18 protein-coding genes are annotated in these 25,689 nt (G+C 45.2%); 14 read left to right on the top strand and 4 right to left on the bottom strand.

Going from position 1 to position 25,689, the window contains the following annotated elements:
- The first annotated feature begins 286 nt into the window (after positions 1 to 286).
- From HB679_RS19775 to HB679_RS19730, 11 genes are all read left to right on the top strand, one after another.
- On the top strand, positions 287 to 1,117 hold the full coding sequence (locus HB679_RS19775) for a hypothetical protein (RefSeq protein WP_214073761.1): 831 nt from the start codon (positions 287 to 289) through the stop codon (positions 1,115 to 1,117).
- A 124-nt stretch (positions 1,118 to 1,241) separates the two neighbouring features.
- On the top strand, positions 1,242 to 2,390 hold the full coding sequence (locus tag HB679_RS19770) for a Gfo/Idh/MocA family oxidoreductase (RefSeq protein WP_214073760.1): 1,149 nt from the start codon (positions 1,242 to 1,244) through the stop codon (positions 2,388 to 2,390).
- Positions 2,387 to 2,962: a D-lyxose/D-mannose family sugar isomerase gene (locus HB679_RS19765; RefSeq protein WP_214073759.1), complete on the top strand. Its 576-nt coding sequence runs from the start codon at positions 2,387 to 2,389 to the stop codon at positions 2,960 to 2,962. The genes HB679_RS19770 and HB679_RS19765 overlap by 4 nt, the downstream gene beginning before the upstream one ends.
- Positions 2,963 to 2,965: 3 nt before the next feature.
- Positions 2,966 to 3,979, top strand: a complete 1,014-nt coding sequence (locus tag HB679_RS19760) for a carbohydrate kinase family protein (protein WP_214073758.1) — start codon at positions 2,966 to 2,968, stop codon at positions 3,977 to 3,979.
- 20 nt (positions 3,980 to 3,999) lie between these two features.
- Entirely contained in the window at positions 4,000 to 5,460 is a 1,461-nt protein-coding gene (locus HB679_RS20685) for an FAD-binding oxidoreductase (RefSeq protein WP_346345163.1), read from the top strand.
- A gap of 21 nt (positions 5,461 to 5,481) precedes the next feature.
- Entirely contained in the window at positions 5,482 to 6,825 is a 1,344-nt protein-coding gene (locus HB679_RS20680) for a (Fe-S)-binding protein (RefSeq protein ID WP_255547670.1), read from the top strand.
- Between the two features lie 208 nt (positions 6,826 to 7,033).
- A complete protein-coding gene (locus tag HB679_RS19750; protein ID WP_214073757.1) occupies positions 7,034 to 7,714 on the top strand; it encodes a response regulator transcription factor in 681 nt (226 codons plus the stop codon).
- A 2-nt stretch (positions 7,715 to 7,716) separates the two neighbouring features.
- Positions 7,717 to 9,075: an ATP-binding protein gene (locus HB679_RS19745; RefSeq protein WP_214073756.1), complete on the top strand. Its 1,359-nt coding sequence runs from the start codon at positions 7,717 to 7,719 to the stop codon at positions 9,073 to 9,075.
- A 69-nt stretch (positions 9,076 to 9,144) separates the two neighbouring features.
- Positions 9,145 to 10,422 (top strand): TolC family protein, encoded by a 1,278-nt coding sequence (locus HB679_RS19740; protein ID WP_214073755.1) that lies wholly within the window; start codon positions 9,145 to 9,147, stop codon positions 10,420 to 10,422.
- 27 nt (positions 10,423 to 10,449) lie between these two features.
- Entirely contained in the window at positions 10,450 to 11,547 is a 1,098-nt protein-coding gene (locus tag HB679_RS19735; RefSeq protein ID WP_214073754.1) for an efflux RND transporter periplasmic adaptor subunit, read from the top strand.
- 102 nt (positions 11,548 to 11,649) lie between these two features.
- Positions 11,650 to 14,790 carry a CusA/CzcA family heavy metal efflux RND transporter gene (locus HB679_RS19730; RefSeq protein ID WP_214073753.1) on the top strand — a complete coding sequence of 1,047 codons (3,141 nt, stop codon included), beginning with the start codon at positions 11,650 to 11,652 and terminating at the stop codon, positions 14,788 to 14,790.
- A gap of 352 nt (positions 14,791 to 15,142) precedes the next feature.
- Here the strand turns inward: HB679_RS19730 and HB679_RS19725 are convergent, their stop codons facing one another.
- Together HB679_RS19725 and HB679_RS19720 are read right to left on the bottom strand one after the other, a co-directional pair.
- A complete protein-coding gene (locus HB679_RS19725) occupies positions 15,143 to 16,534 on the bottom strand; it encodes a S41 family peptidase (protein ID WP_214073752.1) in 1,392 nt (463 codons plus the stop codon).
- Between the two features lie 212 nt (positions 16,535 to 16,746).
- Positions 16,747 to 17,475, bottom strand: a complete 729-nt coding sequence (locus HB679_RS19720; RefSeq protein ID WP_214073751.1) for a GntR family transcriptional regulator — start codon at positions 17,473 to 17,475, stop codon at positions 16,747 to 16,749.
- A 172-nt stretch (positions 17,476 to 17,647) separates the two neighbouring features.
- On the opposite strand from HB679_RS19720, the gene HB679_RS19715 reads away from it, so the two are divergent.
- Genes HB679_RS19715 through HB679_RS19705 form a run of 3 tightly spaced genes read left to right on the top strand, consistent with a single transcriptional unit; the run spans position 17,648 to position 23,222 of the window.
- A complete protein-coding gene (locus HB679_RS19715; RefSeq protein ID WP_214073750.1) occupies positions 17,648 to 19,453 on the top strand; it encodes a class I mannose-6-phosphate isomerase in 1,806 nt (601 codons plus the stop codon).
- A gap of 6 nt (positions 19,454 to 19,459) precedes the next feature.
- Entirely contained in the window at positions 19,460 to 20,860 is a 1,401-nt protein-coding gene (locus HB679_RS19710; RefSeq protein WP_214073749.1) for a sugar porter family MFS transporter, read from the top strand.
- Between the two features lie 4 nt (positions 20,861 to 20,864).
- Entirely contained in the window at positions 20,865 to 23,222 is a 2,358-nt protein-coding gene (locus tag HB679_RS19705; protein ID WP_214073748.1) for a GH92 family glycosyl hydrolase, read from the top strand.
- A 93-nt stretch (positions 23,223 to 23,315) separates the two neighbouring features.
- On the opposite strand, the gene HB679_RS19700 is transcribed toward HB679_RS19705, so the two are convergent.
- Together HB679_RS19700 and HB679_RS19695 are read right to left on the bottom strand one after the other, a co-directional pair.
- Positions 23,316 to 23,891, bottom strand: coding sequence for a DUF1543 domain-containing protein (locus tag HB679_RS19700; protein ID WP_214073747.1), 576 nt, complete (start codon positions 23,889 to 23,891; stop codon positions 23,316 to 23,318).
- Entirely contained in the window at positions 23,891 to 25,576 is a 1,686-nt protein-coding gene (locus HB679_RS19695) for an FAD/NAD(P)-binding protein (RefSeq protein ID WP_214073746.1), read from the bottom strand. The genes HB679_RS19700 and HB679_RS19695 overlap by 1 nt, the downstream gene beginning before the upstream one ends.
- Positions 25,577 to 25,689 lie beyond the last annotated feature (113 nt).

Genomic DNA, 25,689 nt, shown 5'->3' with positions numbered 1-25,689 from the left:
TTGGTCCCGGTAACCCTATTTATATAGCAAAAAGCTATTTTTTTCAATAAACTTAAACGAGGGAGAAGTCGCTGACGTTTTTAATTATCGCACTCCCTATAGTTGTACGGGTTTTCTATTAGCTGTTAAGCGGCTGGTTGTTAATGCCGTTACCATTAAAGTTTAGTGTCAAGATATTAAAATTAACCGCATTTTGCTTTTATATTAGGTGTTTAAACCTAAATTACAATAACCAATCGGCATATTTTGCAGCTAATACCTATAAAAACGTATATATATATTTAACATGAAGACCTACAGATTAAACAGATTATTTAATGGCCGCTCGGGCAATTGCTTTGACGTGGCGATAGACCACGGATTTTTTAATGAATATCCCTTTTTAAACGGAATAGAAAATATCAAAAAAGCCGTCGACGTTTTGGTTGATGCTGCACCTGATGCTATACAATTAACTATCGGCCAGGCTCAATATCTACAGTCAATCCCTGGCCGCTATAAACCGTCTTTGGTTTTACGTACCGACGTAGCTAACGTATACGGCAAAGACTTGCCAAGAGCATTGTTTAGCCGCATGATAGAAAACCCGGTTGAGCAAGCTTTGCGTTTAGACGCCACCTGTGTGGTGGTAAACTTGTTCAGTATTCCAGGCGAGCCTGAAGTTGCCGATCAATGCATTCAAAACATCCTGAAAATAAAACCGGTTTGCGAGCAATATGCAATGCCATTGATGATTGAGCCATTGGTGTTTCGCCCTAATACCCAGGCCGGGGGTTACATGGTTGATGGCGACCCATCAAAGATCATCCCACTGGTTAGACAAGGGGTAGAACTGGGTGCCGATATCATTAAAGCCGACCCAACCGATGACGTTACCCAATATCACCGCATCGTAGAAATAGCCGGTAACATCCCGGTATTGGTGCGTGGCGGCGGCAAAGCCAGCGACGAAGAAATCATGCAAAGAACTTACGGGCTGATGCAGCAAGGTGTTAAGGGTATAGTTTACGGGCGTAATGTTATCCAACACGCTAACCCGGCTGGGATGACCAAAGCCCTGATGGCACTGGTACATGACGGCGCCAAACCGGCTGATGTAATGCATTTGTTAAAATAGGGGGATAAAAAAGTTGTCATTGCGAGCGTAGCGTGGCAATCGCGAACTGTGCATCCTTGCGATTGCCACGCTCGTACCTCGCTCGCAATGACAAATTTATATTAGATTAAAACTTACATTCAAAATGAAAACAATTAACATAGGTATTATAGGTGGTGGATTGATGGGCCGCGAAGCCGCGAGCTCATTTGGACGTTGGTTTGCATTGAACGATTTTCCTGCGCAAGTGGCGTTGAAAGCCGTTTGCGATTTGAATCCGCAAGTATTGGAATGGTACAAAAATATCCCCTCGGTTGAATTACTCACCGCTGACTATAAAGAACTTTTGCAGCGCGACGATATTGATGTTGTCTATGTGGCGCTGCCACATAATTTGCATAAAGATTTTTATATCGAGGTATTGGAAGCCGGCAAAGATTTGCTGGCCGAAAAACCTTTTGGCATTGATTTAGACGCTGCTTTGGCTATCCGCGATAAGGGCGAAGAGCTGGGTCGCTTTGTGCGTTGCAGTTCTGAAATGCCTTTCCTGCCGGGTCCGCAGCGTGTAATTGAGGAAGTGAGATCTGGACGAATAGGTGAAATTATTGAGGTTAAAGCGGGTTTTCTGCACTCAAGCGATATCGACCCTAATAAACCCATCAACTGGAAACGCCAGGTTAAATATTGTGGCGAAATAGGTGTAATGGGCGATCTGGGGATGCATGTGCTTCATGTTCCGTTGCGATTAGGTTGGAAACCTGAGTCGGTTTATGCCAGCCTGCAAAAAATAGTAACCGAGCGCCCGGATGGTAAAGGTGGCATGGCTGTTTGCGACACCTGGAACAATGCTATGTTAAATACACAAGTAACCATCGACGGCAAACAGGTGCCGATGCTACTGGAGATGAAACGTATCGCGCCGGGCGAAACCAATACCTGGTACATTGAGATCTTTGGTACTAAAGGGGGCGTAAAATACAGCACTAAGGACACCAAAGCATTATGGACCTTCCGTATAGATGGCGACCAGTACTGGCAACGTACCGACCTTGGTTTTAAAGGTGTGCCGTTCCCGGTTATTACAGGTGGTATTTTTGAGCCGGGCTTTGCCGATTGCTTTATGCAAATGTTGGCCGGCTATGTAGCCGAGCGCGAAGGTTTCCTGAACGGTCGTTTTGGTTGCGTTACGCCAGACGAAGCGGTGGCTAGTCATTATGTTTTTGACGCGGCGCTGAAATCATTCGCTAATCAAACCGTCGAAAAAATAGATTACAACCAAACCCAACCGGCATGAAAAGATCAGAGATTAACCAGGCAATTGTAAGCTCGGGCAAGTTTTTTAAAGAAAACGGCTGGACATTGCCGCCGCAGCCCCGCTGGGACGTAACCGATTTTGGCTTAGGCGATTTTAAAAAGTTTGGTTTGATCTTGATTAACCTGGCCGAAGAGGTAGAATATTGCGAAAAACTGATGTATGCCGCCAAGGGGCAAACCACACCATCGCACACCCATAAAAAAAAGAAAGAAGATATTATTTGCCGTACCGGCGAACTGGTAATACGCCTTTGGGCGCAGGACCCGTCAAATGGATTAGCAGGCCAGGGAGCTTTCCAAATGAAAGTTAATGGCGCGTTCAAAGCATTTAGATCTGGCGATGAATTGCATTTGAAATCTGGCGAACGTGTGACGATTGAGCCTGGCATCTGGCATGAATTTTTCCCGGCTTCTGACGAATGTATCATCGGCGAGGTATCTACCGCGAATGATGACGTGAACGATAACTTTTTCTCTGACCCCAACATTGGCCGTTACGCAGAAATTGACGAGGACGAAACCCCGATAGTAAAACTGTTAAGCGATAAATAGCCTATGAGAAACGGTATTTTGGTTGGCGGCAACTGGATCATGGATCAGGTAAAACTGATCGATGTTTTTCCGGAGGAAGAAAAGCTGGTAAACATATTTACCGAAAGCGCTTGTAATGGCGGCTCGGCTTATAATGTTATTATGGGGCTGGTAAAACTCCAGGCCGATTTCCCGCTCAGCGGGGTAGGTTTGGTAGGCGATGATGAAAAGGGAGATCGGATCATCAGCCATTGTCAGAGTTTGGGTATTAACACCAACCAAATCCGTCAAACTAAAGCAGCGCATACCTCCTATACCGATGTTATGAGTGTAAAAAGCACCGGCAAACGCACTTTTTTTCATCAGCGTGGTGCTAATGCTTTATTGGATATTCATGATTTTGATTTTTCTGGTTCGCAGGATAAGATTTTCCATTTGGGCTATTTGCTGTTGTTAGATAAACTCGATATCATCGAGGCTGACGGGACTACCCGCGCCACCAAAGTTTTAAAAAACGCCAAAGCCGGCGGACTGATTACTTCGGTAGACATTGTTAGTGAGCGGTCGGACCGTTTTAAAGATGTGATCCCGCCATCGCTACCTTATATAGATTATCTGTTTGTAAACGAGTATGAGGCCGGGATGATCACTGGAATATCGACGATGATTGACGGCAACATTATCCTGAAGCGATGCTATGAAGCTGCGCATCGGATTATCGACATGGGCGTTAAGCAATGGGTGATCCTGCATTTTCCTACAGGTGTTATTGCTGTAAGCAGGGGTGGGCAAACCCATTATCAACCCAGCATTAATATGCCGGCTGAAAAGATTGCGGGGGCATCCGGCGCGGGAGATGCATTTGCGGCGGGAGTTTTAACTGGTGTGCATAATGATCGGGAAATTACTGAATGCTTGAATCTGGGTGTTTGTGCTGCTGCATCAAGTTTATTTGAACCAACTTCTTCAGACGGTATACTACCTTCGACAGAATGTCTTAAATTAGCACAGCTTTTCGGTTACCGCGAAGCTATCTGACCTAAAAAATAACTCTTATAGTGGATCAAAAGATCGGCGATTTATTGGGGGCCATATTGCCCGCCGACAGGATAAAGACAGGCCTGATTGACCTGGTAGCTTCGGCATCAGACGCAGGTTTTTATTATTTGCGGCCACAAGCCGTAGTGTTGCCGGTGTCTGAGGCCGAGGTGATTAGTCTGTTGGCTTTTTCTAAGCAACATCATATTCCTATTGTTTTTCGTACTGCCGGCACCAGCTTATCCGGCCAGTCAATCACCGATGGTATTTTGGTTGACCTGAGCCAGCATTGGAACAAAATCACGATAGAAAATAGCGGCGAACAGGTGCGGGTAAAACCGGGAGCAATAGGCGCGAATGTTAATACTTATCTAAAAAAATATCAGCGCAAAATTGGTCCCGATCCGGCCAGTATAAATGCCGCTATGATGGGTGGCATTATCTCCAACAATGCCAGCGGCATGTGCTGCGGCGTCACCAAAAACTCTTATCATACCGTAAAATATATCACCTTTATTTTGCCAAATGGCAAGCGCTACAATACCGAGCTACCTGCCGATTACGAGCGATTTGAAAAAGAATCGGCACCAATTTATGATCAACTAAAAACGCTGCGCGATTCTATTCTGAATGATCAAGCCGTTTATGACAAGATCCGCCAAAAATATCAAACTAAAAATACCGTAGGCTATTCGGTAAATGCTTTTATTGATTTTAAAGAGCCAATGGATGTTTTAGCGCACCTTTTAATAGGTGCCGAAGGAACATTAGGCTTCATAGCAGAAGCAGTATTGGAAACCGTCCCGGATTACCCGGAGAAGTTGACCGGCATGCTTTATTTTACCGATATCTATTCGGCTTGCCAGGCTATCAGGCCTTTGACCAATGCCGGCGCGGCTGCGGTCGAGTTGATGGATAGGGCATCGATGCAATCCATAGAAAATATGGAAAGCATGCCTGCAGTCATCAAAACCCTGCCTGAAAATGCTGCAGCGCTGTTGGTAGAATTTCAGGGTAATACGCAAGATGAACTGAAGACGCAAATGGACGCTTTCCTGGCCATCACAAACGAGCTTTCTTTATTGCAAGAAGCCGAGTTTACCTCGGTTGCATCAGAGCAAGCTTCATTCTGGAAAGTACGTAAAGGGATGTTTCCGGCAGTTGGGGCGGTACGTGCCAGTGGTACTTCGGTGATCTTAGAGGATGTTGCTTTTCCGGTTGATAGTTTGGGCGACGCGATAACCGATCTGCAAATATTATTTAAGGAACATGGTTATACCCGCGCCATCATTTTTGGCCACGCCAAGGATGGAAACATTCACTTTGTAGTTACGCAGGCCTTTGACACCCCTGCCGAGATAGAACGCTACCAATTATTCTTGCAGGATGTGGTTGACCTGGTAGTAAAAAAATATAATGGCGCTTTAAAAGCCGAGCACGGTACCGGCCGAAACATGGCACCTTTTGTAGAAACCGAATAGGGCGGTGAGATTTATCGCATCATGAAAACGGTTAAAGAAACCATCGACCCGAATAACCTGGTTAATCCCGGCGTTATTATTAATGCTGACAAACAGGCCCATATCAAAAACCTGAAAGAACTGCCGCAGGTTGAAGAAGAAGTAGACCGTTGTATAGAATGTGGTTTTTGCGAGCACAAATGTCCTAGCCGTGACATCACACTAACACCGCGTAAACGTATTGTAGTGCGCCGTGAATTGTTGAGGCTAAAAAATAAAGGTTATCATCCGCAGTATAAAGAACTGCTAGATCAATACCAGTACCAGGGATTGGATACCTGTGCCGTAGACGGCCTTTGTGCCACAGCCTGCCCTGTTGATATTAATACGGGTGACCTGGTAAAACGCTTGCGTCGCGAAAACCATTCTAACTTTGAAATCGATGTCGCACTGTTTACTGCCCGTCGCTTTGTGTTGATTTATAAACTGGTGTGTTGGGCACTTAAAACAGGGGTCTTAGTCAACCGTTTATTGGGGGCGCAGTCCATGTTTAAATTGACCAAAGCTTTGCGGAAATTTATCCCTAGCTTCCCGTTATGGTCTAATCAGCTGGCCGCGGCCGAACCTATACCGGGTAATTTGTATAACTCCACCTATACGCGCTCGGTGGTTTATTTCCCGGCTTGTATCTCGCGGGTAATGGGCGAACCGCAACCTGGTCAAAAGGGTGTGATGCAAACTTTTATGGATGTATCTGCCAAGGCACGGATCAATGTCATCATCCCGCAGGATATCCAGAAAAACTGCTGCGGACAGATCTATTCCTCAAAAGGTTTTAAAGACGCCTATCACTTTACAACCAACGCAACCATTGCAAAGCTTTGGGAGGTTACCGCGGGCGGTAAATTGCCGGTAGTTTTAGATGTTACCTCGTGCACCCAAACGTTGACGCATTGCCGCAGCATTTTAACCGAAGAAAACAAAGCCAGGTTCGATCAGCTAAGTATTATCGACAGCATTACTTATATTCATGATTATGTAATGCCAAAGCTTAGGATCCGTCATAAAAAAACCAATGTGGTTTTACACCCGGTATGCTCACTCCAAAAAATGCCCGGACTGGAAACACAATTCACCAAAATAGCCCGCCATTTTGCGGAGAAGGTTGATGTACCGGTATTTGCCGGTTGCTGCGGCATGGCTGGTGACAGAGGTTTTCTCCATCCTGAATTGACACACTCGGCCACCTGGCCGGAGGCAAAAGAAGTTACGGCTGATAATTTTGACGGTTATTATTCATCATCAAAAACCTGTGAGATTGCCTTGTCTGATGCTGTCGGTAAAAATTATCACTCCATATTAATGCTGGTTGACGAATGCTCATAGGGTTGATAATATCCAACCATAACCGACACGTCATTGCGAGCGTAGCGTGGCAATCTCTATACGATAGGTTGCAAAGTGTTAAGAGATCGTCACGCTCGTTCCTCGCTCGCGAGGACGTAAAAAGGAAGAATGCTAAAAGAATATAATCAGACATTAGAATAATCTAAGATGTCGTATAATACTTTCAAACTATATTTGTTAATACGATATGGCACAAATTTTTTTAGTTGAAGACGAGGACCGGGTATCGGCCCTGGTTAAAAAAACGCTCGAAGAGAATCATCACACGGTAGATGTTGCTGCCGATGGCGCTGAGGCTATCAAGCGCTTTACCGGTAAACCTTATGATTTGATCATCCTGGATTTGATGCTGCCTTATTTAGGTGGTATGGACGTTTGTCGTCATATCCGCCAAAAAAATAAAACAGTGCCTATTTTAATGCTAACTGCGTTGAACAGTGTAGACGATAAAGTAACGGGCCTGAACACGGGTGCCGATGATTACCTGGTTAAGCCATTCCACTTAAAAGAACTACAGGCCCGTATCGACGCTTTATTGCGTCGCAATACCTCAGATTCGTCGCCTATTATCAGCCAGGGAAATATAGTATTAAATGTAGCCAATAATACGGTGGAGCGTGAAGGAAAAAAAATAACGCTAACCACGAAAGAGTGCGCCCTGTTAGAATTATTGATGCACAATAACGACAAGATCTTGTCGCGCCAAACCATTGCCGAAAAGGTTTGGGGAATAAATTTTGATACCGGTACCAATGTGGTTGACGTGTATGTAAACTACCTGCGTAATAAAATTGACAAGGGTTTTCCCGAAAAATATATTCATACAGTTATTGGCAAGGGATATATCTTTAAAACAGAACAACCTTAGGCGTGAAAATAAAGGACAGGCTTTCGCTTTACTTTACACTGGTAGGCTCGGGCATTTTGCTGGCCGTAATGATAGCGCTGTACATATCGGTTTATACCATTGTCCATAATGACTTTTATCGCCACTTGTATGACCGCGCCAACGTGGCGGCACAATTATATTTGAAAGCCGACGAGATCAGCCCTGATTCGCTGAGTAAAGTCCGCGCACGTTTTATGCGAAACCTGCATGGCGAGGTTACCCGTTTTTATGATGACAAAAACACCGCCGCTTTTATTCGCGACGATGAACAATACTGGGATTTCAAGACCATTGAAGCGGTACGTAAATACAATTACTTAGAGTATAGTACAGATCCGGCACAAATAGTAGGCATTTACGTTAAAGACAACCAGGGCAATTTCGTGATCCTGGTTTCTGCTATTGATGATACGGGGATGCACCAGCTGGAATCCATCCGCGAGGCCATGCTCATTGTGTTTTTAATAGTTGCCGCTACCTTATTTTTGGTAAGCCGATGGTTGGCCCAGGGAACTTTATCGCCCATAAAAAATGTGGTGCGGCAAATGAAACTAATCAAAGCGACCAACCTGCATCTGCGGGTTGACGAGGGAAAAGGCAAGGACGAAATAAGCGAGCTGGCCAATAATTTTAATCGATTATTAGAGCACCTGGAGAACGCTTTTGAATTGCAGCGCACTTACGTTACCAACGCCTCGCACGAGTTACGCACGCCCATAACCACCATCATTGGCGAAACCGAGCATGCGCTGGCCAAACAACTGCCGCCCGAAGAAAGTCACCGGGTTTTGCAATTGATATTGGAAGAATCTGAACGACTAAGAGATACCATAACTGGTTTGATGGAATTGGCCCAGGTTGACATGGATTATACCATTGCCGATACCAGCCCGGTGCGTATAGATGAATTATTGTGGGAGCTGCAAGACTACTGGATAGGCAAAATAGGCCCGGGTGCCTTGCAGGTGAACATTGAACACATGCCGGAAAACGAGACCCGGTTAACCATACCGGCAAATTATCAATTGCTTTATATTGCCATTAATAACTTAATTGGCAATGCCTTCAAATTCTCTAACCAGCAAACCGTTAAGTGTAATTTTTATGCTGATGAAACTACCATCCAGATGGAAATTATAGACTCGGGTATCGGTGTGCCGGCAGAAGATCTCGACCTGATTTTTAAATCCTTTTACCGAGCCAAAAATAGCCGCAACTTTGTGGGAAGCGGTATTGGGTTGTATGTAACGCAAAAAATTATCCAACTTTTTAATGGTACGCTCACCGTAGCCTCTAAACAAGACGAGGGTACCTGCATGACCGTAAAATTCATGCATTAAAATCAATTCTAATGTCTTTCTAATTTATTCGATGATAGGCAGCAATACCTTTGGTGCTTTAGAATAATTATGCGTTTTAAAGTCGGTTTTTTAATAATACCCCTATTCATTTCAGCTACAGTTTTTAAGGCAAAGGCCCAAACTGATACACTTGCGATAAACTTTCAGGATGCCGAAAAGCAGTTTTTGGCCAATAACCTGGAACTGCTTGCACAGAAGTATAACATAGAGTCGACAAAGGCTTTAATAGCACAAGCAAAGCTTTGGGACAACCCCGTACTGAGCACCGATCAGAACATTTATGACGGCGGCAGCAAAAAGTTCTTTTATCATAATGATAATTTGGGCCAGGGCCAGGTGTTTTTGCAACTAAACCAGGTGTTTACCACCGCAGGTAAACGCGGCAAACAAGTGCAGGTAGCTAAAGATAACGCGCAGATACAGGAAGCTGCATTTAATGATTTGATGCGCAACCTGCGTTATAACCTGCAATTAGATTTTGGCCAGTTGGCCACACTGGTTGCGCAGGATAAGATTTACGTGCTGGAGATAGCTACAGCAACCAACCTGGTAAATGGTATCCAAAAAACATTCGACGCAGGTAATACCTCAATGAAGGACCTGATCAGGCTAAAGGCTTTATTGTTTGGCCTGCAGAATGACCGTATTGAAAACAGCAAACAGATCAATGATCTGCAAACCGAATTAAAGACGCTGTTAGGCGTAAAAGAAACCACATACATTACCCCTGTTTTAGCCGATCAACAAAGCCAAGCGATCAAGCTGGATATTCCAGTTTTGATCGCCCAAGCTGAAACTAACCGCGCCGATTATCTGCAAAACCAATATCAGCTAAACTCGGCTACGCATGATTTGGCTTACCAAAAAGCATTAGCCGCTCCGGACATCACCGTAGGTGTATCTTATGATAAGAACAGTAGCTACGCGCCAAACTATTATGGTTTGCAAATAGGCCTTCCGCTGCCTTTTTTTAACCGCAACCAGGGCAATATCAAATCGGCAGAGTATACGCTGAAAAGCCAGGAAAGCACCGTGAAACAAAATGATGCCCGTTTAAAAAATGAGGTAGTTGCCGCGGTTAAACAGTACGAGCTAACCCAGGAGTTGTTTACTACCCAACAATCAGAATTTAACGAGCAGTATGATAAGCTTTTTAACGCAATGATGAAGAGCTTCAAAGACAGGCAAATAGGTCTGATTGAGTTTGTCGATTTTTTTGATACCTACAAAGACACAAAACTTAAAATAATCCAACAGCAAAATAATCTTCAAAAGGCCATAGCCGATTTGAACTTTGCTACAGGTACCACCGTAATTAAGCCTTAATACTAAAATTGATATACTATAATAATGATGAAAAAAGAAACGATTTTGATTGGTCTTGGCAGCTTAATGTTTTTGGCATCCTGCAAGCCCAAAACCGTTGATGCCCCTGAGAATACGCAGGTATGTGTAAGTGATTCATTACAAAAAATGATCACCATAGATACTGCAAAAACCAGCACCATGAAGGATGAGCTTAGCCTATCCGGCGAAGTATCAAGCGATGATAATAACGTAGTTAAAGTTTTCCCGTTTTCCAGCGGACAGGTGATATCCGTAAGGGTTTCATTAGGTGATAAAGTATCTAAAGGGCAAACGCTGGCTATTATGCGCAGTGCAGATGTAGCGGGTAACTATACCGATCTGTCATCAACTCAATCAGATGTATCCGTTGCTAAACGTCAGTTAGATCAGGCAGAATCATTATACAAAAATGGCATTTCAAGCGAGCGTGATTATACCGAGGCTCAAGAGAACTATAATAAAGCTATGGCGGCCAACCGCAAGGTTAAGCAGCAACTGTCTATCAACGGCGGCGGCAATACCAGCGAAAATGGCACTTTGGTTATCAAAGCTCCGGAAAGTGGTTACATTATCGAAAAGAACATTACCTCCGGCAGCTTCATTCGCCAGGATAACGCGGGCAGTATGTTCACTATATCCAATATGCAGGATGTATGGATCTGGGCAAACGTGTTCGAATCGGACATCAGCAAAGTAAAGGTTGGCTATACAGCCAAAGTAACTACGCTGGCTTACCCGGGTAAAGTGTTTGACGGTAAAGTAAACGAGATCAGTTCGGTATTAGATCCGGATAATAAAGTAATGAAGATCAAAATAGCGCTGCCTAACCCGGGGATGTTGTTGAAGCCGGAGATGTTTACCAACGTAGTCATCACCAATAGCGAGAACACCCAGGCGGTATCGGTACCTGCAAAGGCGGTGGTGTTTGATAGCAGCAAGAACTATGTGGTGATCTACAATAGCAAGTGCGACCTTAAAGTGCGCGAAGTAAGCGTAATAAAAACGGTTGACGATGTATCATACATAGCCTCCGGCTTACAGCCCGGCGATAAGGTAGTCTCCAAAAATCAATTGTTGTTATATGACGCGATAACCGGCGATTAATTAGGAGTAGCTAGTATCAAGTACCTAGTATCAAGACGATACTTGACCTGATACGCCGCTTAATTATCTTACTATTTGATACTCTATACTTGATACCAGACAATGAATAAATTCATTAAAAACATAATCTACTTCTCACTAAAACACCGTTATTTCGTGTTTTTCATGACCGCTATTTTGGCAGGCCTTGGCGTGTGGAGTTACTCAAATACTCCTATTGAAACCTTCCCGGATGTAACCAATACGCAGATCATCATCATCGCGCAGTGGCCGGGCCGTAGCGCCGAGGAGGTGGAGAAACTCATCACCATTCCGATTGAAACGGTGCTGAACTCGGTACAAAAGAAATCAAACCTGCGTACTACCTCTGCCTTTGGCTTATCTTACACCCGCATCATTTTTGATGACGATGTTGATGATGCCTTTGCGCGTCAGCAAGTGCTAAGCCGCCTGGCCAATGCCGATTTACCCGATGGCGTAAAACCCGAAATCGAGCCACCTTATGGCCCAACGGGCGAAATCTACCGTTACACACTAAAGAGCAAAACCAAATCACTGCATGAACTTACCGCCATACAGGATTGGGTGCTTGACCGCCAGTTTAAATCGGTACCCGGTGTAGCCGACGTAAACAGCTTTGGTGGTGAAGAGAAATCATACGAAGTGAGCGTTAACCCTGCTTTACTTCAAAAATATGGTCTGACTTCGTTGGATGTTTTTAATGCTATTAATCGCAGTAACATCAACGTAGGTGGCGACGTAATCGAAAAGAACGATCAAGCGTATGTAGTTCGAGGTATCGGTCTTATCAACAATATTGATGAGATGAAAAGCATCATCATCAAAAATGTTAACAACGTACCTATACTAGCCAAAGACGTTGCCGATGTGCACGAGGCCGGCTTGCCGCGCCTGGGCCAGGTTAGTCGCGATAAGCAGAAAGATGTTATTGAAGGTATCATTGTAATGCGGAAGGGTGAGAACCCTGCCGAAGTATTGGATCGCGTCCGTGATAAGGTTAAGGATTTGAATGATAACATCCTGCCAAAAGATGTAAAGATCGATACATTCTATGATCGTACTAACCTGATGGACTTCTGTACCGAGACGGTTATTCATAACCTGCTGGAAGGTATCGTATTGGTAACCGTGATCGTATTCCTGTTTATGGCCGATTGGCGTACTACGCTTACGGTGGCTATCATTATACCGCTATCCTTGCTGTTTGCCTTTATCTGTATGCGGATAAAGGGCATGAGCGCCAACTTGCTATCGATGGGGGCGGTAGATTTCGGTATCATCATAGATGGGGCCGTGGTAATGGTGGAGGGCATCTTCGTAGCGCTTGATCATAAGGCGCACGAAGTCGGCATGGAGAAATTTAACAAGCTGGCCAAGCTGGGCCTGTTCAAGAATGTAGGTGCCGAAATGGGCAAGGCTATCTTCTTCTCCAAGCTGATTATCATCACCTGTTTGATACCCATCTTTGCTTTCCAGAAGGTGGAAGGTAAGATGTTCTCGCCGCTGGCTTATACCCTGGGTTTTGCCTTGTTGGGTGCATTGATATTTACATTGACGCTGGTGCCTGCTTTGTCAAGCATCCTATTAAATAAGAATGTAAAAGAGAAGCATAACCCGGTAGTATCGTTCTTTGAGAACGGCATACGGCGAATGTTCAGCTATACCTATAGAAACCCTAAGCTAAGCTTGCTGGTGGCTATAACTTTTATGGCGCTGACGTTCTTTTCGGCCAGGTTCCTGGGTACCGAGTTCCTGCCCGATTTGAATGAGGGCGCACTATGGGTGGAGGCAGAACTGCCGATGAGCGTTTCATTACCGGAAGCCGAAAGCATCAACCAAAAGATGATGCAGATACTGGCCGCGTTTCCCGAGGTTAAACAGACCCTGGCGCAGGTGGGCCGTACCAATGACGGTACCGACCCTAAAGGCTTCTTTGACGTACAGATCCAGGTGGACCTGAAAGATAAGAAACAATGGCGCAAGGGATTAAGTGAGGACGACCTGATTGACCAAATGAATACCCAGTTGATCAAGATACCGGGTGCTGTATTCAACTATTCACAGCCTATCAGGGATAACGTAGAGGAGGCCGTGGCGGGTGTTAACGCATCGCTGGCAGTTAATATCTTTGGTTCTGATTTCGATGTACTGGACCACAAAGCCGACGAAGTGCTGAAGGTGCTGAAAACAGTAAAGGGCATTGACGATTTAGGCGTGCTGCGTAACCTGGGCCAGCCGGAGTTTAGAATTGAGTTGGATCAACGCAAAATGGCACTTTATGGCGTGTCTACTGCCGATGCAAACGCGGTGATCGAGATGGCGATAGGTGGTAAAGCAGCTACCGAATTATATGAGGGCGAACGCCGGTTCGACATCCGCGTGCGTTACCAGAAGGAGTTTCGCGATACGCAGGATAAGATTGAGAACCTAATGGTGCCAACCCTGAACGGATCTAAGATAGCCATAAAAGAGATAGCAAATATTAAGATACTAACCGGCCCCGCGTTCATATATCGCGATAACAACATGCGCCACATTGCGGTTAAGTTCTCTAACCGTGGCCGCGACTTAGGTAGCACCATTGCCGAGGCACAAGCCAAGGTAAACCGACTGGTGCATCTGGATCAGGGCTACTCAACCCAGTGGGTGGGCGAGTTTGAGAACCAAACCCGTGCGTCTAAGACGCTGGCTCATGTGGTGCCAATCTGCTTGCTGGTTATCTTCCTGATCCTGTTCATCACCTTTGGGAATGTCAAGGACGCTACGCTGGTTATCCTGAACGTACCGTTTGCGCTGATTGGCGGCATCCTGGCGCTGCATATAACGGGTATCAACTTCAGTATCTCGGCGGGTATTGGGTTCATTGCTTTGTTTGGGGTATGTATCCAGAACGGGGTGATCCTGATATCGGTGTTCAAGAAGAACCTGGAAGCGCACATACCTTTAGATAAAGCCATCCTTGATGGCGTAATATCACGCGTTAGGCCGGTAGTAATGACCGCCCTGATGGCTGCTATTGGTTTGATGCCTGCTGCGATATCAACCGGTATTGGTAGCGAAACCCAGAAACCGCTGGCTATTGTGGTTATCGGTGGTTTGATCACCTCGACTATATTAACCTTACTTATACTGCCTATTATATACGCTTTGGTGCACAGATTGATCCACCGTCGCGAAAATAGAAAGCTGCTTGCCAAGATAGGCGCCGTGAAAAGACCTTAAAGAGAAGTTATTAATCAGGTTTGCCAATAACGGAGCAAAGCCCCGCATCGAAAGATCGGGGCTTTTGCGTTAGCGGTGTTTTGTTTCACGTGTGTGTGCAACAGATGAAACAAGTGAAACAGATTTTTTGATTAATAACCTTATAATTAGCTATTTATGAAAATATAGTGAAACAAAATGAAACAGCAAAAATGACTTTTAAGTATTTTTTGTTTCACGGAGAAAACGAAGCATGTATAAAATGGCCTGTCACCCTGAGGCCCTCGAAGGGTGAGCGTATGGCCTTTGCCCATATGCTTCGAATGCCTCAGCATGACAGCCGCGCGCACTTGTCATAAGGTATTGAATGGCTTTATTTCCCCTGCTCATCAATATAATCAAATGCCCGCTGCAAGGCCTCGTCGGATGTTGCTTTTATATCCGGGATCACCCCGTGCCAATCATTTTCGCCGGCTCCCGAGTTGTAATAAAGTTTGCTGGATATGGTTAATTCCAAACCGGTATTGGGCAAATACACCGGCACTATGTCGCCATAACTTTTAATCAGGCCGCCGGTTTCTTCGCCAATTATAAGTCCGCGTTTATAGTACTTGAAACATTGCGCAAAATCTGCTGCGGATGAATAGGTTTTAATATTGGTTAACAAAATCACCTCCCCGTCATAGCGCCATGGATTTTTGCGAATGGCTATTTTATCGCAATAAACCGTGTCTAAAGATCCATCGGGTTTCGCTAATAAGGCTTTGTCGTCATTGCTTAACGCTTTGTCTTTACGATGCTCACGCAATCGCTGCTTTAAGGGTTCGCTGTTTTTTTCGAGGATCTTGGCGTACTGGGTAAAAGGCTTATCCAACAGATATTGAAAAAACTCATCGCCAACGTCCGAGTCGCCACCGCCGTCATCAATCAGGTTGATGATTAAATGCTTAATGTGTTTTTCTTTCAATTGCCTGAAAGTGGTATCCATAAATTTGCTGAAACCATCCCAGTCAAAGCTTTTAAAATCAATTAATGCGGTATAGTCTTTGGTAAAGAGTTTTATGGAATAAGTAGGATCAGCATTAATACTGCTTACTGTTTTTTCTTCACGGTGTCGTTTATCTAATTCTGATTTCCGTAAGCCCTGTATGGCGACAGTTTTAACCAGGCCTTTATCTTTGTATTTAACCCTATAAATGCCATTGGCTTTATAAAGCGCTTCCAGGTAAAAGTCAAAGTTCGACGAGCCAAAATCTGCCCTGAACAAACGGTTCTCGCCGGTGTTGCGGTCGGCAATGTCGTTCGCAATTTGTTGCGCAGGTATATTATTAACGCTGATGATCTCGGCCCCGGCAGGTATTTCTGATTTGATCACCGTCGAAGCGCTTTGCAAAACAATAAAAGGTTTTTGAGTAGACAGTTTAACGTTATAAGGAAAGACAAAAGGGTTGGCATCATAATAATCACTCGGAAAAGCCAGGTCGGTATGGCCGTCTTCGAGATGCCCTAAAAGTGTCTCAACCCACAGGTAAAATTCAACTTTGGTTAGATTAGTAGTAAGCCCTGCTTTTAACTGATCAATATCGTTAAAAAATGAACTTTTAGGATACCGGTAAAACGGATTGGGATGTACCGCCAGCAGATTTTTAACCAGGCTGTCAATATCCTGTCGCATTTGTTGCGGGGTAAATTTCTGTTGCGTTTGCCCGAAGGCGATGTTTACCAGTAAGGAGAAAAACGTTGCAAGGAGAAGTTTTTTGGTCATTGGATAGGCGCGTATACAAGGATACGATTTATTCACTAAATCAGCCCTGTCATTGCGAGCGTAGCGTGGCAATCGCAAGGAGAAAGGCTTTAACGCGTGCGATTGCTTCGTCGTTCCTCCTCGCAATGACAATTTTGAGTCCTACAGGCGCTACAGCAAGCGTCCCGCTTGTGGCAATTTTGTGGCATCTGGTTGTTTTAAAACGCAAAACCTCACCGCAAACTCTCCACCGTATAAACAAAACTATCCGCCTTATAAAAGCCCAGGTTATATTCAATCGGCCGCTCGCCATGGTCAAATACAAAACGTTTTCTAAATAGCACCGGGCTGCCAACAGGTATCTGTAACTTCCCGGCAATAAACTCATCCGCCGCAATAGCGCTGATCTCTTCTTTAGATAGCGTGGCAATGACCGAATGCTCATGCTCCAGCATTTCGTAAAGCGGCTGGGTAAAATCCTCGTCGCCCGTTAGCCCTACGCGGGGGTGGAAATACGATACAAAATATACAAACGGTCCCTCGGGCTTGCCGCGCAGTTTTTCCATTTTAAGTACCTGGCGCTCGGATTTAATCTCGAAGAAATCGGCTATCTCCTCATCGGGTAGCGCCCATGAAATATTGGTTTCAAAGTTTTTTATGGCGATGCCGCGCAGCTTCATTTCTTGCGAAAAGCTGAGCCAGTTGTTAGAGCGCGAGCTTACCACGCTTTTGGCCACTTTGGTACCCGTACGTTTACGGCGAACTAGTAATCCTTCAAAAACCAATTTGTTAATAGCCTGGCGAAGGGTGGAGCGCGATATAGCCAGTTGCTTGGCCAGCTCAATCTCGTTTGGGAAAATCTTACCGTTTTGGTACTCGTCCTCACTAATCATTTGCCGCAAAAGGATCTCCGCCTGCGCATGCAGTGGGACAGGGCTTTTATGGTCTATAGCGTGGCGCATAATATTCTTTTACAATTATAAGTTTTTTAAACGCTTGATGATTATGTTAATTAATTTATATGTTTGTACATAACCGCATATAAACCGCTGTTTTAAAAATTTTCCGGGCTTAAAAATTAATCATTCGCAAAATCAGGCCTGTTTATATGTACATACATTACAACAATTAAAAATGAATAATACATCTGCCAATAAAACCCAATTAGCCGCCCAACTGCGTAAAACCACGCAATATCTCATGCCCGATAAACTGGAGGATGTGAATGACGGAGAGGTATACAATATTTACCCCGTAACTAAATTGGCCGATGGCACGATCTTCAGCGGTTATGCCACGCTAGCCCAATATATCGCGCAGCAAAAAACCGTAGTGATTGACGGCTATGGCGGTGTATGGTGGGGATTGGCAAAAAATGCTTTAAAAGCAGAAATAGAGAAAAAGGGCCTTAGCGTAAATTTTATTGAAACCTCAAGGTATCTAAAATCTGCGGCTGAAATTGATGGCCTGGTACAACCTTTCCTGGGTACACCAACTTCTGTTTGGGGTACCAAATGTACGTTGCAATTACAGGATTTATTTGAGTTAGAACAACTGCGATCACAGCGTCCGGATACATCATCAGACATTAATATCATCATAGGCACAGGTGCAGCTTTGGCCGGTTGGGATGCGCCATTGATCTATATCGACGTACCCAAAAACGAGATCCAATTTCGCATGCGTGCCGGCACCGCGACTAATTTGGGCACTCCGCAAATGCTTGAGCCGGCCCAAATGTATAAACGCTTTTACTTTGTAGATTGGGTGCTGTGCAACGCGCACAAAAAAGCCATTCTTGATAAAATCGATATCGTAGCCGATGGCCAATGGCCCGATACGATTAATTGGATGCACAAAGCGGATTTCGCGGCCGGATTAAATCAAATGGCCCAATCCGTTATCCGCGTGCGGCCATGGTTTGAGCCAGGCGCCTGGGGCGGGCAATGGATGAAGAACCGTATCCCCGGACTGAATAAAGATGCCGTGAATTATGCCTGGTCGTTTGAGTTAATTGTACCTGAAAACGGCATTATCTTTAAAAGCGGAGATAACGTGCTGGAAGTATCTTTTGATTTCCTGATGTTCCATAACAACCGCGAAGTGCTGGGTAAACATGCCGATAAATTTGGCGATGAATTCCCTATCCGGTTCGACTTTTTAGATACTTACGACGGTGGCAACCTATCCATCCAGTGTCATCCGCATTTAAAATATATCCAGGACAATTTTGGTGAGACTATTACGCAGGACGAAACCTATTATATCCTCGATTGCAAACCTAACGAAGCCACGGTATACCTGGGTTTTCAGGAAAGCATTGATCCAGCTGAATTTAAAGAGGCGTTAATCGGCAGCCAAAAAAACAATGCCGAGCTGCAAATTACCGATTATGTACAGGCGCATTCGGCCAAAAAGCACGACTTGTTTTTAATCCCTAACGGGACGATCCATAGCGCCGGAGCTAACAACCTGGTGCTGGAAATCAGCGCCACGCCATACATCTTCACCTTTAAGATGTACGATTGGCTGCGTTTAGATCTCGACGGAAATCCGCGCCCTATCAATATCGACCATGCCTTTAACAATTTAGTGTTCGATCGTAAAGGCGATAAAGTGCAGCAAGAACTGATTTCAAACCCAACCGTAATTGAGCAAAGCGAAGGTTATGAGCTAATCCACCTGCCTACCCATGCCGAGCATTTTTATGATGTGCACCGCATTGATTTTGATAATAAGGTAAACGTTAGCACCGACGGCCTTTGCCATGTAATGATGCTGGTAGAGGGCGAGTCGGTTTTACTGGAGATAGATAACGGCGCCAAACACGCCTTCGCCTATGCCGAAACCTTCGTAATACCGGCAGCTGCAAAGAGCTATACACTAATCAATTTGGGCAAAAACAAGGCCCGCGTTATTAAAGCATTTTTAAAAGATTAAGCACATATGACCACAACAAAACAAAGCAGCATTTACCTGTACCTGGTTTGCCTGGTAGCCGCCCTGGGTGGCTTTCTATTTGGTTTCGACACGGCCGTAATATCGGGCACCGTGAGTTTAGTAAAAAAGGATTTTAACCTGGACGTGGTGAACGAGGGCTGGTTTGTGAGTTGTGCCTTACTGGGTTGTATCATCGGGGTATGCGCCTCCGGTAAACTGAGCGACAAATATGGCCGTAAGCTCATTATGATCCTGTCGGCGGTGCTGTTTTTGGCGTCGGCGGTAGGGTGTACGTTCTCGACTTCGTTTTCGCAGTTGATCGCCTTTCGATTGATCGGTGGCTTGGGCATTGGCGTGGCCTCGATGGTATCACCATTATATATTTCTGAATTTTCTCCGTCCCGCTACCGTGGGATGATGGTATCGCTGTATCAACTGGCTTTAACGGTTGGTATCGTCATCTCTTATTTTAGCAATGCTTACCTGGCGGCTCATACGGGCGACACCTTTGGCGGCGCAGGCACTCAAAAAATATTTTCGACCGAAGTGTGGCGTGCTATGCTGGGGCTGGGTATTTTCCCTTCGGGGATCTTTTTATTGTCGTTATTGCTGGTACCTGAATCGCCGCGTTGGTTATTACTGCATGGGCAGGAAGAAAAAGCCAAACAGATTTTGATTAAAGTAGACGGCCTGGAAGCTGCCGACCGCGAAGTAGCTGCGGTAAAAGAAGCTCAAAGCAGCGATCCCAAAACCGGATTAAAAGAATTGTTTACACCGGTTTATCGCCGGGCGTTGTGGATTGGATTGTTACTGCCTTTTCTATCGCAGGTATGCGGAATTAACGCGGTGATCTATTATGGTCCGAAGATTTTAGAGCAGGCCGGTTTTACTTTGAACAACGCTTTAGGAGGCCAGGTTACTATTGGCCTGGTGAACGTGGTATTTACTTTCGTCGCTATTTTTACGATAGATAAATGGGGGCGCCGTCCCTTGTTATTTGTAGGGATAGGCGGGGCTGTATTTGCCCTGGTTGTAATTGGTATTTTGTTTGCGGCGGGAGTGACTACCGGTCCGTGGATTTTGATATTTATCTTACTCTTCATCGCCTGCTTTGCCTTTTCATTCGGGCCGGTTTGCTGGGTGGTTATCGGCGAGATCTTCCCGAATGCCATTCGCGGCAAGGCTATGGCTTTGGCAACGCTGTCATTATGGATCGCAAACTTTTTGGTGGGACAATTAACGCCGCTAATGTTGCAGGATCTGGGTTCGTCGGCAACATTCTGGTTGTTCGCCATTTGCTGTTCGCCTGCGCTTTGGATCACCTGGAAATTGATTCCCGAAACAAAAGGGCGCTCGTTAGAGGACATCGACAATTACTGGAAAGAAACTTATAAAGCTGCAAACTAAAACTATGAAAACAGCTATCAGATCAGGTTTTGCTATCGCGATATTATCGCTGGCAACCATCAACCTGCATGCGCAGGACGTTTTAAGTTATGTCGACCCAAACATCGGCACGGCGCATAGTCGCTGGTTCTTTTACACGCCGGCTGCAGTGCCTTATGGCATGGCTAAACTGGCGCCTTCAACCAATGGACATTACGGCAACGCCAGCGGTTGGGAAGCTGTAGGGTACGATACCCGTCATAACTCGATTGAGGGTTTTGTGCATTTCCACGAATGGCAGGTAGGGGGCGTGAGCGTAATGCCTGCTACCGGCGAACTGAAAATAAAACCCGGAGAACTGGATAAACCCGGCAGCGGTTACCGCTCGCATTTTGATCGTAAAAATCAAATAGCGCAACCTGGCTATTATAAAGTTTTGTTGGATGATTACCATATTACTGCCGAGCTAACCGCTACCAAACACGTCGGTTTTCATCGCTATACTTTCCCGAAGAATGATCGCTCGCGCATTATCTTCGATATCGGAAACACACAAGGCGAAAGCGGCGAGGTACGCGACGCCGGTGTAAAAATGACCGACGCTACGCACTTTGAGGGTTATGTAATTACCTATCCCAAATACGTTAAAAAGTACGATCCGGACGGGCAGGTGCAAATGTGTTTTTATGGCGAGGTAAGTAAAGCACCGGCATCTGTCGGCTCGTTTAATAACGAGGGAATAAAGCAACAATCAAAAGAAGCCAAAGGGAAAGGCGCCGGTATCTTCCTGAATTATAAAACGCAGGCTAATGAGGCAATTGAGCTGAAGGTAGGATTATCCTATACCTCCATCGCCAATGCTAAAGCCAACCTGGCGGCCGAGGCAACAGGCTTAACTTTCGATAAAGCCAAACAACAGGCACAAGCCACCTGGCGCACCGAATTGGGCAAGATCATGGTGCAAGGCGGAGATCGCGTTAGCAAAGTGAAATTTTATACTGGTTTGTTTCATGGTTTATTGGGGCGAGGTATTGCCAATGATGTTAATGGTTCATTCCCAAGACATGATGGGACTATTGGTCGCCTGCCAAAAGATAAACAGGGCCGCTTTAGCTATAACTTTTATAACACCGATGCTATTTGGGGTGCCTACTGGAACCTAACCCAATTATGGGCACTGGCTTACCCAAGCCATTATAATGATTATGTGCATACCCAATTAGAGATCTACAAAGAGCGCAGCTGGTTTGGCGACGGCATTGCCAACAGTAATTTTGTATCAGGTGTGGGTACTAACTTTGTGGGACTCACTATCGCAGCCGCTTACCAGGTTGGTATTCGCGATTACGATGTTAATCTGGCTTACCAGGCTATCCGGGCTAATGAGTTATCGGGCAAGGACCGTAAAGAAGGCTCGGGTAAAATGGACGTGGATGCTTTTGTAAAATATGGTTACTCGCCTTATCTGGATGGGGATTATAATACGGATTCGACCGGCTCGCATTTCTCGGCGTCGCATACGTTAGAATATAGCTTCAGCGCTTTTGCTGCCGCACAGATGGCGAAGAATTTAGGTAAGACAGATGACTACAAATTACTCATCAAAAACTCCAACGGCTGGCGCTACATTTTCGATAAAGATCAAAAACTGATGCGTCCTAAACGTGCAGACGGCTCTTTCATAGACAAGTTTGACCCTGCCGAGCCTTGGCGCGGGTTCCAGGAGGGGAATGCTATTCAGTACACTTATTTCGTCCCGCAAAATCCGAAAGGACTGGTTGATGCAGTAGGTAAGGATGAATTTAACACTCGCCTGAATAATATCTTTGAAACCTCAGAAAATGACGGTTTCAGTGGTGGTAAAACTATCGATGCTTTTGCGGGTATCAAATCATTATACAACCATGGCAACCAACCTTGCCTGCATACCAGCTGGCTATTCAACTTCTCGGGCAAACCCTGGCTCACCCAAAAATGGACCCGCGCCATTTGCGACGAGTTTTATGGTATAGAACCCATTCATGGTTACGGCTATGGGCAAGATGAAGATCAGGGTCAGTTAGGTTCATGGTACGTAATGGCTTCGCTGGGATTGTTCGACGTGAAAGGTTTCACAGATTTTCGGCCTATTGTGGAGTTGAGCAGCCCGGTATTTAACAGTGCCAATATTGCGCTGGGTAATGGTAAGAAATTGAATATTCAAGCTATTAATAATTCTAAGACTAATGTTTATATTCAATCAGCCAGCTTTAACGGCAAGCCACTTAATAACTGTTGGCTGTACCGGGACGAGTTAATGAAGGGTGGTAAGCTAGTGCTTAGAATGGGCAGCAAGCCGAATGAAGCCTGGGGTGTGAAGGTGCCACCGCCGTCGGTGCAATAGGCAAAAAAATCTGTCATTGCGAGCGAAGCGCGGCAATCGCAAGGAGCAAAGTTCGCGATTGCCGCGCTTCGCTCGCAATGACAGAAAGGGTTATTATAGCTTATCCAACCTAAAATACCCCAGATGAATCTCGTCCTCAGGTAAACCTTTCTCAGGCGTTATCTTAATATGATACTTCGCCTTTTGTGCCGGCGACAACATTTCGGCGATGTTATAAATATCGTCCACATCAATGCCATATTTATCGTCGATATGCGCGTTGGCATTTTTGTTATCGGCGATAGTATTTGTTTTAAAAAAGACTGCTTTTTTAGCGTTTTGAATAGCCTGGCCGCGATCTTTATTTACACTTAAAATTACGTAGTGTTGTTCTTCTAAACGACCGACGGTATAGCCGCCTAAATTGATAAAGAATAAGCTTTCCGGCGACTCGACAGTCGTTTCATCTCTTAGCAAGGCCTCAATGCGGTACCCATCTACATGATTCACTTCGCGGAAACCATCAATGTGCAGATTGCCCGCCGCACCGCGCCAAAAAGCTTTGATGTTTGGTATCAGGTCCTTAAGCGATGGGGCTATCCCAAAGAAAAAATCATGCTGCTCTACATGACGCCCCGGCGCTTTTGAGCCTAGTAGTAATAAGTATAGTTTTAACGGTTGCTGATCCATTATTTTAAGATGCTTTTAATGATAACCTCTGAGGCCGACTCGCAAAAATCAAGCCCCGAGTAATCCGGATTAAAACCACCAATATACGGAACCGCCATCATATAAATACGCGGGTTCACCGTGCCGTTTTCATCAACAGGTTGATAATCGTCATTAATAGCTATGCCGGGTACACGCAGGCAATCATTGCCCTGGGTATCGGTTTCTATTTTGGTTTGATCGGTGGCTTTGGCGGCATCCGCAATCCTGAACTTTAACCGGGCCGGGCTAACCGTTTGTTTCTTCAGCAAACTTTTAAAAGGCAAATCCTCAAACGCCAAATGCGGTTGCCCGGTAGCATCTACAAACGTGTTAAAGTGCACCGCTTTGCCATGGTAATGATATGTCGCCCCGTGCTCAGGCCCCGCATCGGCATGGCTGTCATGGCCCACGGCTATAATATCCAGCACACCGGCGCTATGCAAAGCCATCAATTCTTCGGATGCGCTTTGGGGGATAAATGCAATGACTACAGAGATCAAAGGCATCAATGTTTTTTCAAACCGCAGGTAATCCTCGGCAGCTAAATATTTAGCCGGATAGTTCATGCTGAAGCTTAAAATAGCAAGCAACTCCTTCCAAAAAACCGATTCGCGCTTTTTGATGGATCGTTCGGCTTCGTCATACTCTGCTTTAAACAAGCGGAACGGCTCTGTGTGTTCGCGCATGCCCATCATCAGCTCAACAAAAGCTTCAAGGTTCATGCTTTTGATCTTTGCATAAACTTCGGGATGTTTTTTAAGAATGATGTGCTTGAAATTCTCCTCGAACAAAATATCCAGTGATATAAAGCCGCCGTTTGCTTGGCGATGCTGTTGTAGCTGCGCTTTGGTTAGCGTTCCATCTTTAGATAAATGCGGGTCTTCCAAATGAAACCTTATACCGGGCAACAATCCATCGCGCGAATGCATGAGCAATTTGAAGCCTGCACTATCATCGGCTACTTTAAAATGACGCACACCATTGGCATCTATCCAAAATTCGCCATTGGCACGAGCCAGCGTACGCACCGCATCAACCGCAGTAAGCGATGAGCCTTTGATGGCAATCGGTTCATTAGACTTAATATTCAGTTTTGCAGGCGGATAAGGTGAATCAAAATATCCCCGGACTTTACCTTCGTGTTTTTTAGGCCAGGTGTGGCCGGTACAGATGATGACGCGGTCGTATTCTGCGTGCCTATCGCCATTAATTTCTATCGCTACAATTTTCTGTTCAGGGTGATCAATAATGTCGGTTACGGCGCAATTAAAATGGATCTGTCCCATTATGCCCATGCCATTGGCCATATCGCAAAGTAATTTAAATTGGTCCTTCAGGTATTGACCAAAAAACAGGCGTGGTAAAACTTTATAGTCGTTATAGGTTTCAGGGCTGATGTTGAAATGTTGCTCCAGGCTTTCGGGTGCGGTTTTCACCCAGTCGGCCACCGGGGTTACCAGCTCCGGGATCTCGTTGCCCGAAGTATTGGTTACGTGCTCGTCCCTGGCACCCTCAGGGCTATAGGGCATGCCTAAACCTAACTGGTCCTTTTTTTCATAAATGTCTATGAGCAGGTTGGCGTTGCCGGCATCAACAAATCGCTTTAACATAAAAAGGGCGCTTGGCCCGCCGCCCAACAGGGCTATGCGTAGTTTATTTTCCAATTAAACAGGTCACCATTGTAGGTGCAAACAATTAATTCAAAGCGGGTGCAAAATGTTTTAATGTTAAATAAATTTATGCAATCGTTTGCTATGTAACATCTTCAAAACATTGC

The sequence above is a fragment of the Mucilaginibacter sp. dw_454 genome (assembly GCF_018449775.1).
In the GTDB taxonomy this organism is placed as follows: Bacteria; Bacteroidota; Bacteroidia; order Sphingobacteriales; family Sphingobacteriaceae; genus Mucilaginibacter.
This window is presented reverse-complemented; position numbering and strand designations above follow the sequence as displayed.

What these genes read in the sequence shown, in the direction of transcription:
- HB679_RS19775 (WP_214073761.1), top strand. Translation starts at nt 287, where the DNA reads ATGAAGACCTACAGATTAAACAGATTATTTAATGGCCGCTCGGGCAAT.
- HB679_RS19770 (WP_214073760.1), top strand. Translation starts at nt 1,242, where the DNA reads ATGAAAACAATTAACATAGGTATTATAGGTGGTGGATTGATGGGCCGC.
- HB679_RS19765 (WP_214073759.1), top strand. Translation starts at nt 2,387, where the DNA reads ATGAAAAGATCAGAGATTAACCAGGCAATTGTAAGCTCGGGCAAGTTT.
- HB679_RS19760 (WP_214073758.1), top strand. Translation starts at nt 2,966, where the DNA reads ATGAGAAACGGTATTTTGGTTGGCGGCAACTGGATCATGGATCAGGTA.
- HB679_RS20680 (WP_255547670.1), top strand. Translation starts at nt 5,482, where the DNA reads ATGAAAACGGTTAAAGAAACCATCGACCCGAATAACCTGGTTAATCCC.
- HB679_RS19750 (WP_214073757.1), top strand. Translation starts at nt 7,034, where the DNA reads ATGGCACAAATTTTTTTAGTTGAAGACGAGGACCGGGTATCGGCCCTG.
- HB679_RS19740 (WP_214073755.1), top strand. Translation starts at nt 9,145, where the DNA reads ATGCGTTTTAAAGTCGGTTTTTTAATAATACCCCTATTCATTTCAGCT.
- HB679_RS19735 (WP_214073754.1), top strand. Translation starts at nt 10,450, where the DNA reads ATGAAAAAAGAAACGATTTTGATTGGTCTTGGCAGCTTAATGTTTTTG.
- HB679_RS19730 (WP_214073753.1), top strand. Translation starts at nt 11,650, where the DNA reads ATGAATAAATTCATTAAAAACATAATCTACTTCTCACTAAAACACCGT.
- HB679_RS19725 (WP_214073752.1), bottom strand. Translation starts at nt 16,534, where the DNA reads ATGACCAAAAAACTTCTCCTTGCAACGTTTTTCTCCTTACTGGTAAAC.
- HB679_RS19720 (WP_214073751.1), bottom strand. Translation starts at nt 17,475, where the DNA reads ATGCGCCACGCTATAGACCATAAAAGCCCTGTCCCACTGCATGCGCAG.
- HB679_RS19715 (WP_214073750.1), top strand. Translation starts at nt 17,648, where the DNA reads ATGAATAATACATCTGCCAATAAAACCCAATTAGCCGCCCAACTGCGT.
- HB679_RS19710 (WP_214073749.1), top strand. Translation starts at nt 19,460, where the DNA reads ATGACCACAACAAAACAAAGCAGCATTTACCTGTACCTGGTTTGCCTG.
- HB679_RS19705 (WP_214073748.1), top strand. Translation starts at nt 20,865, where the DNA reads ATGAAAACAGCTATCAGATCAGGTTTTGCTATCGCGATATTATCGCTG.
- HB679_RS19700 (WP_214073747.1), bottom strand. Translation starts at nt 23,891, where the DNA reads ATGGATCAGCAACCGTTAAAACTATACTTATTACTACTAGGCTCAAAA.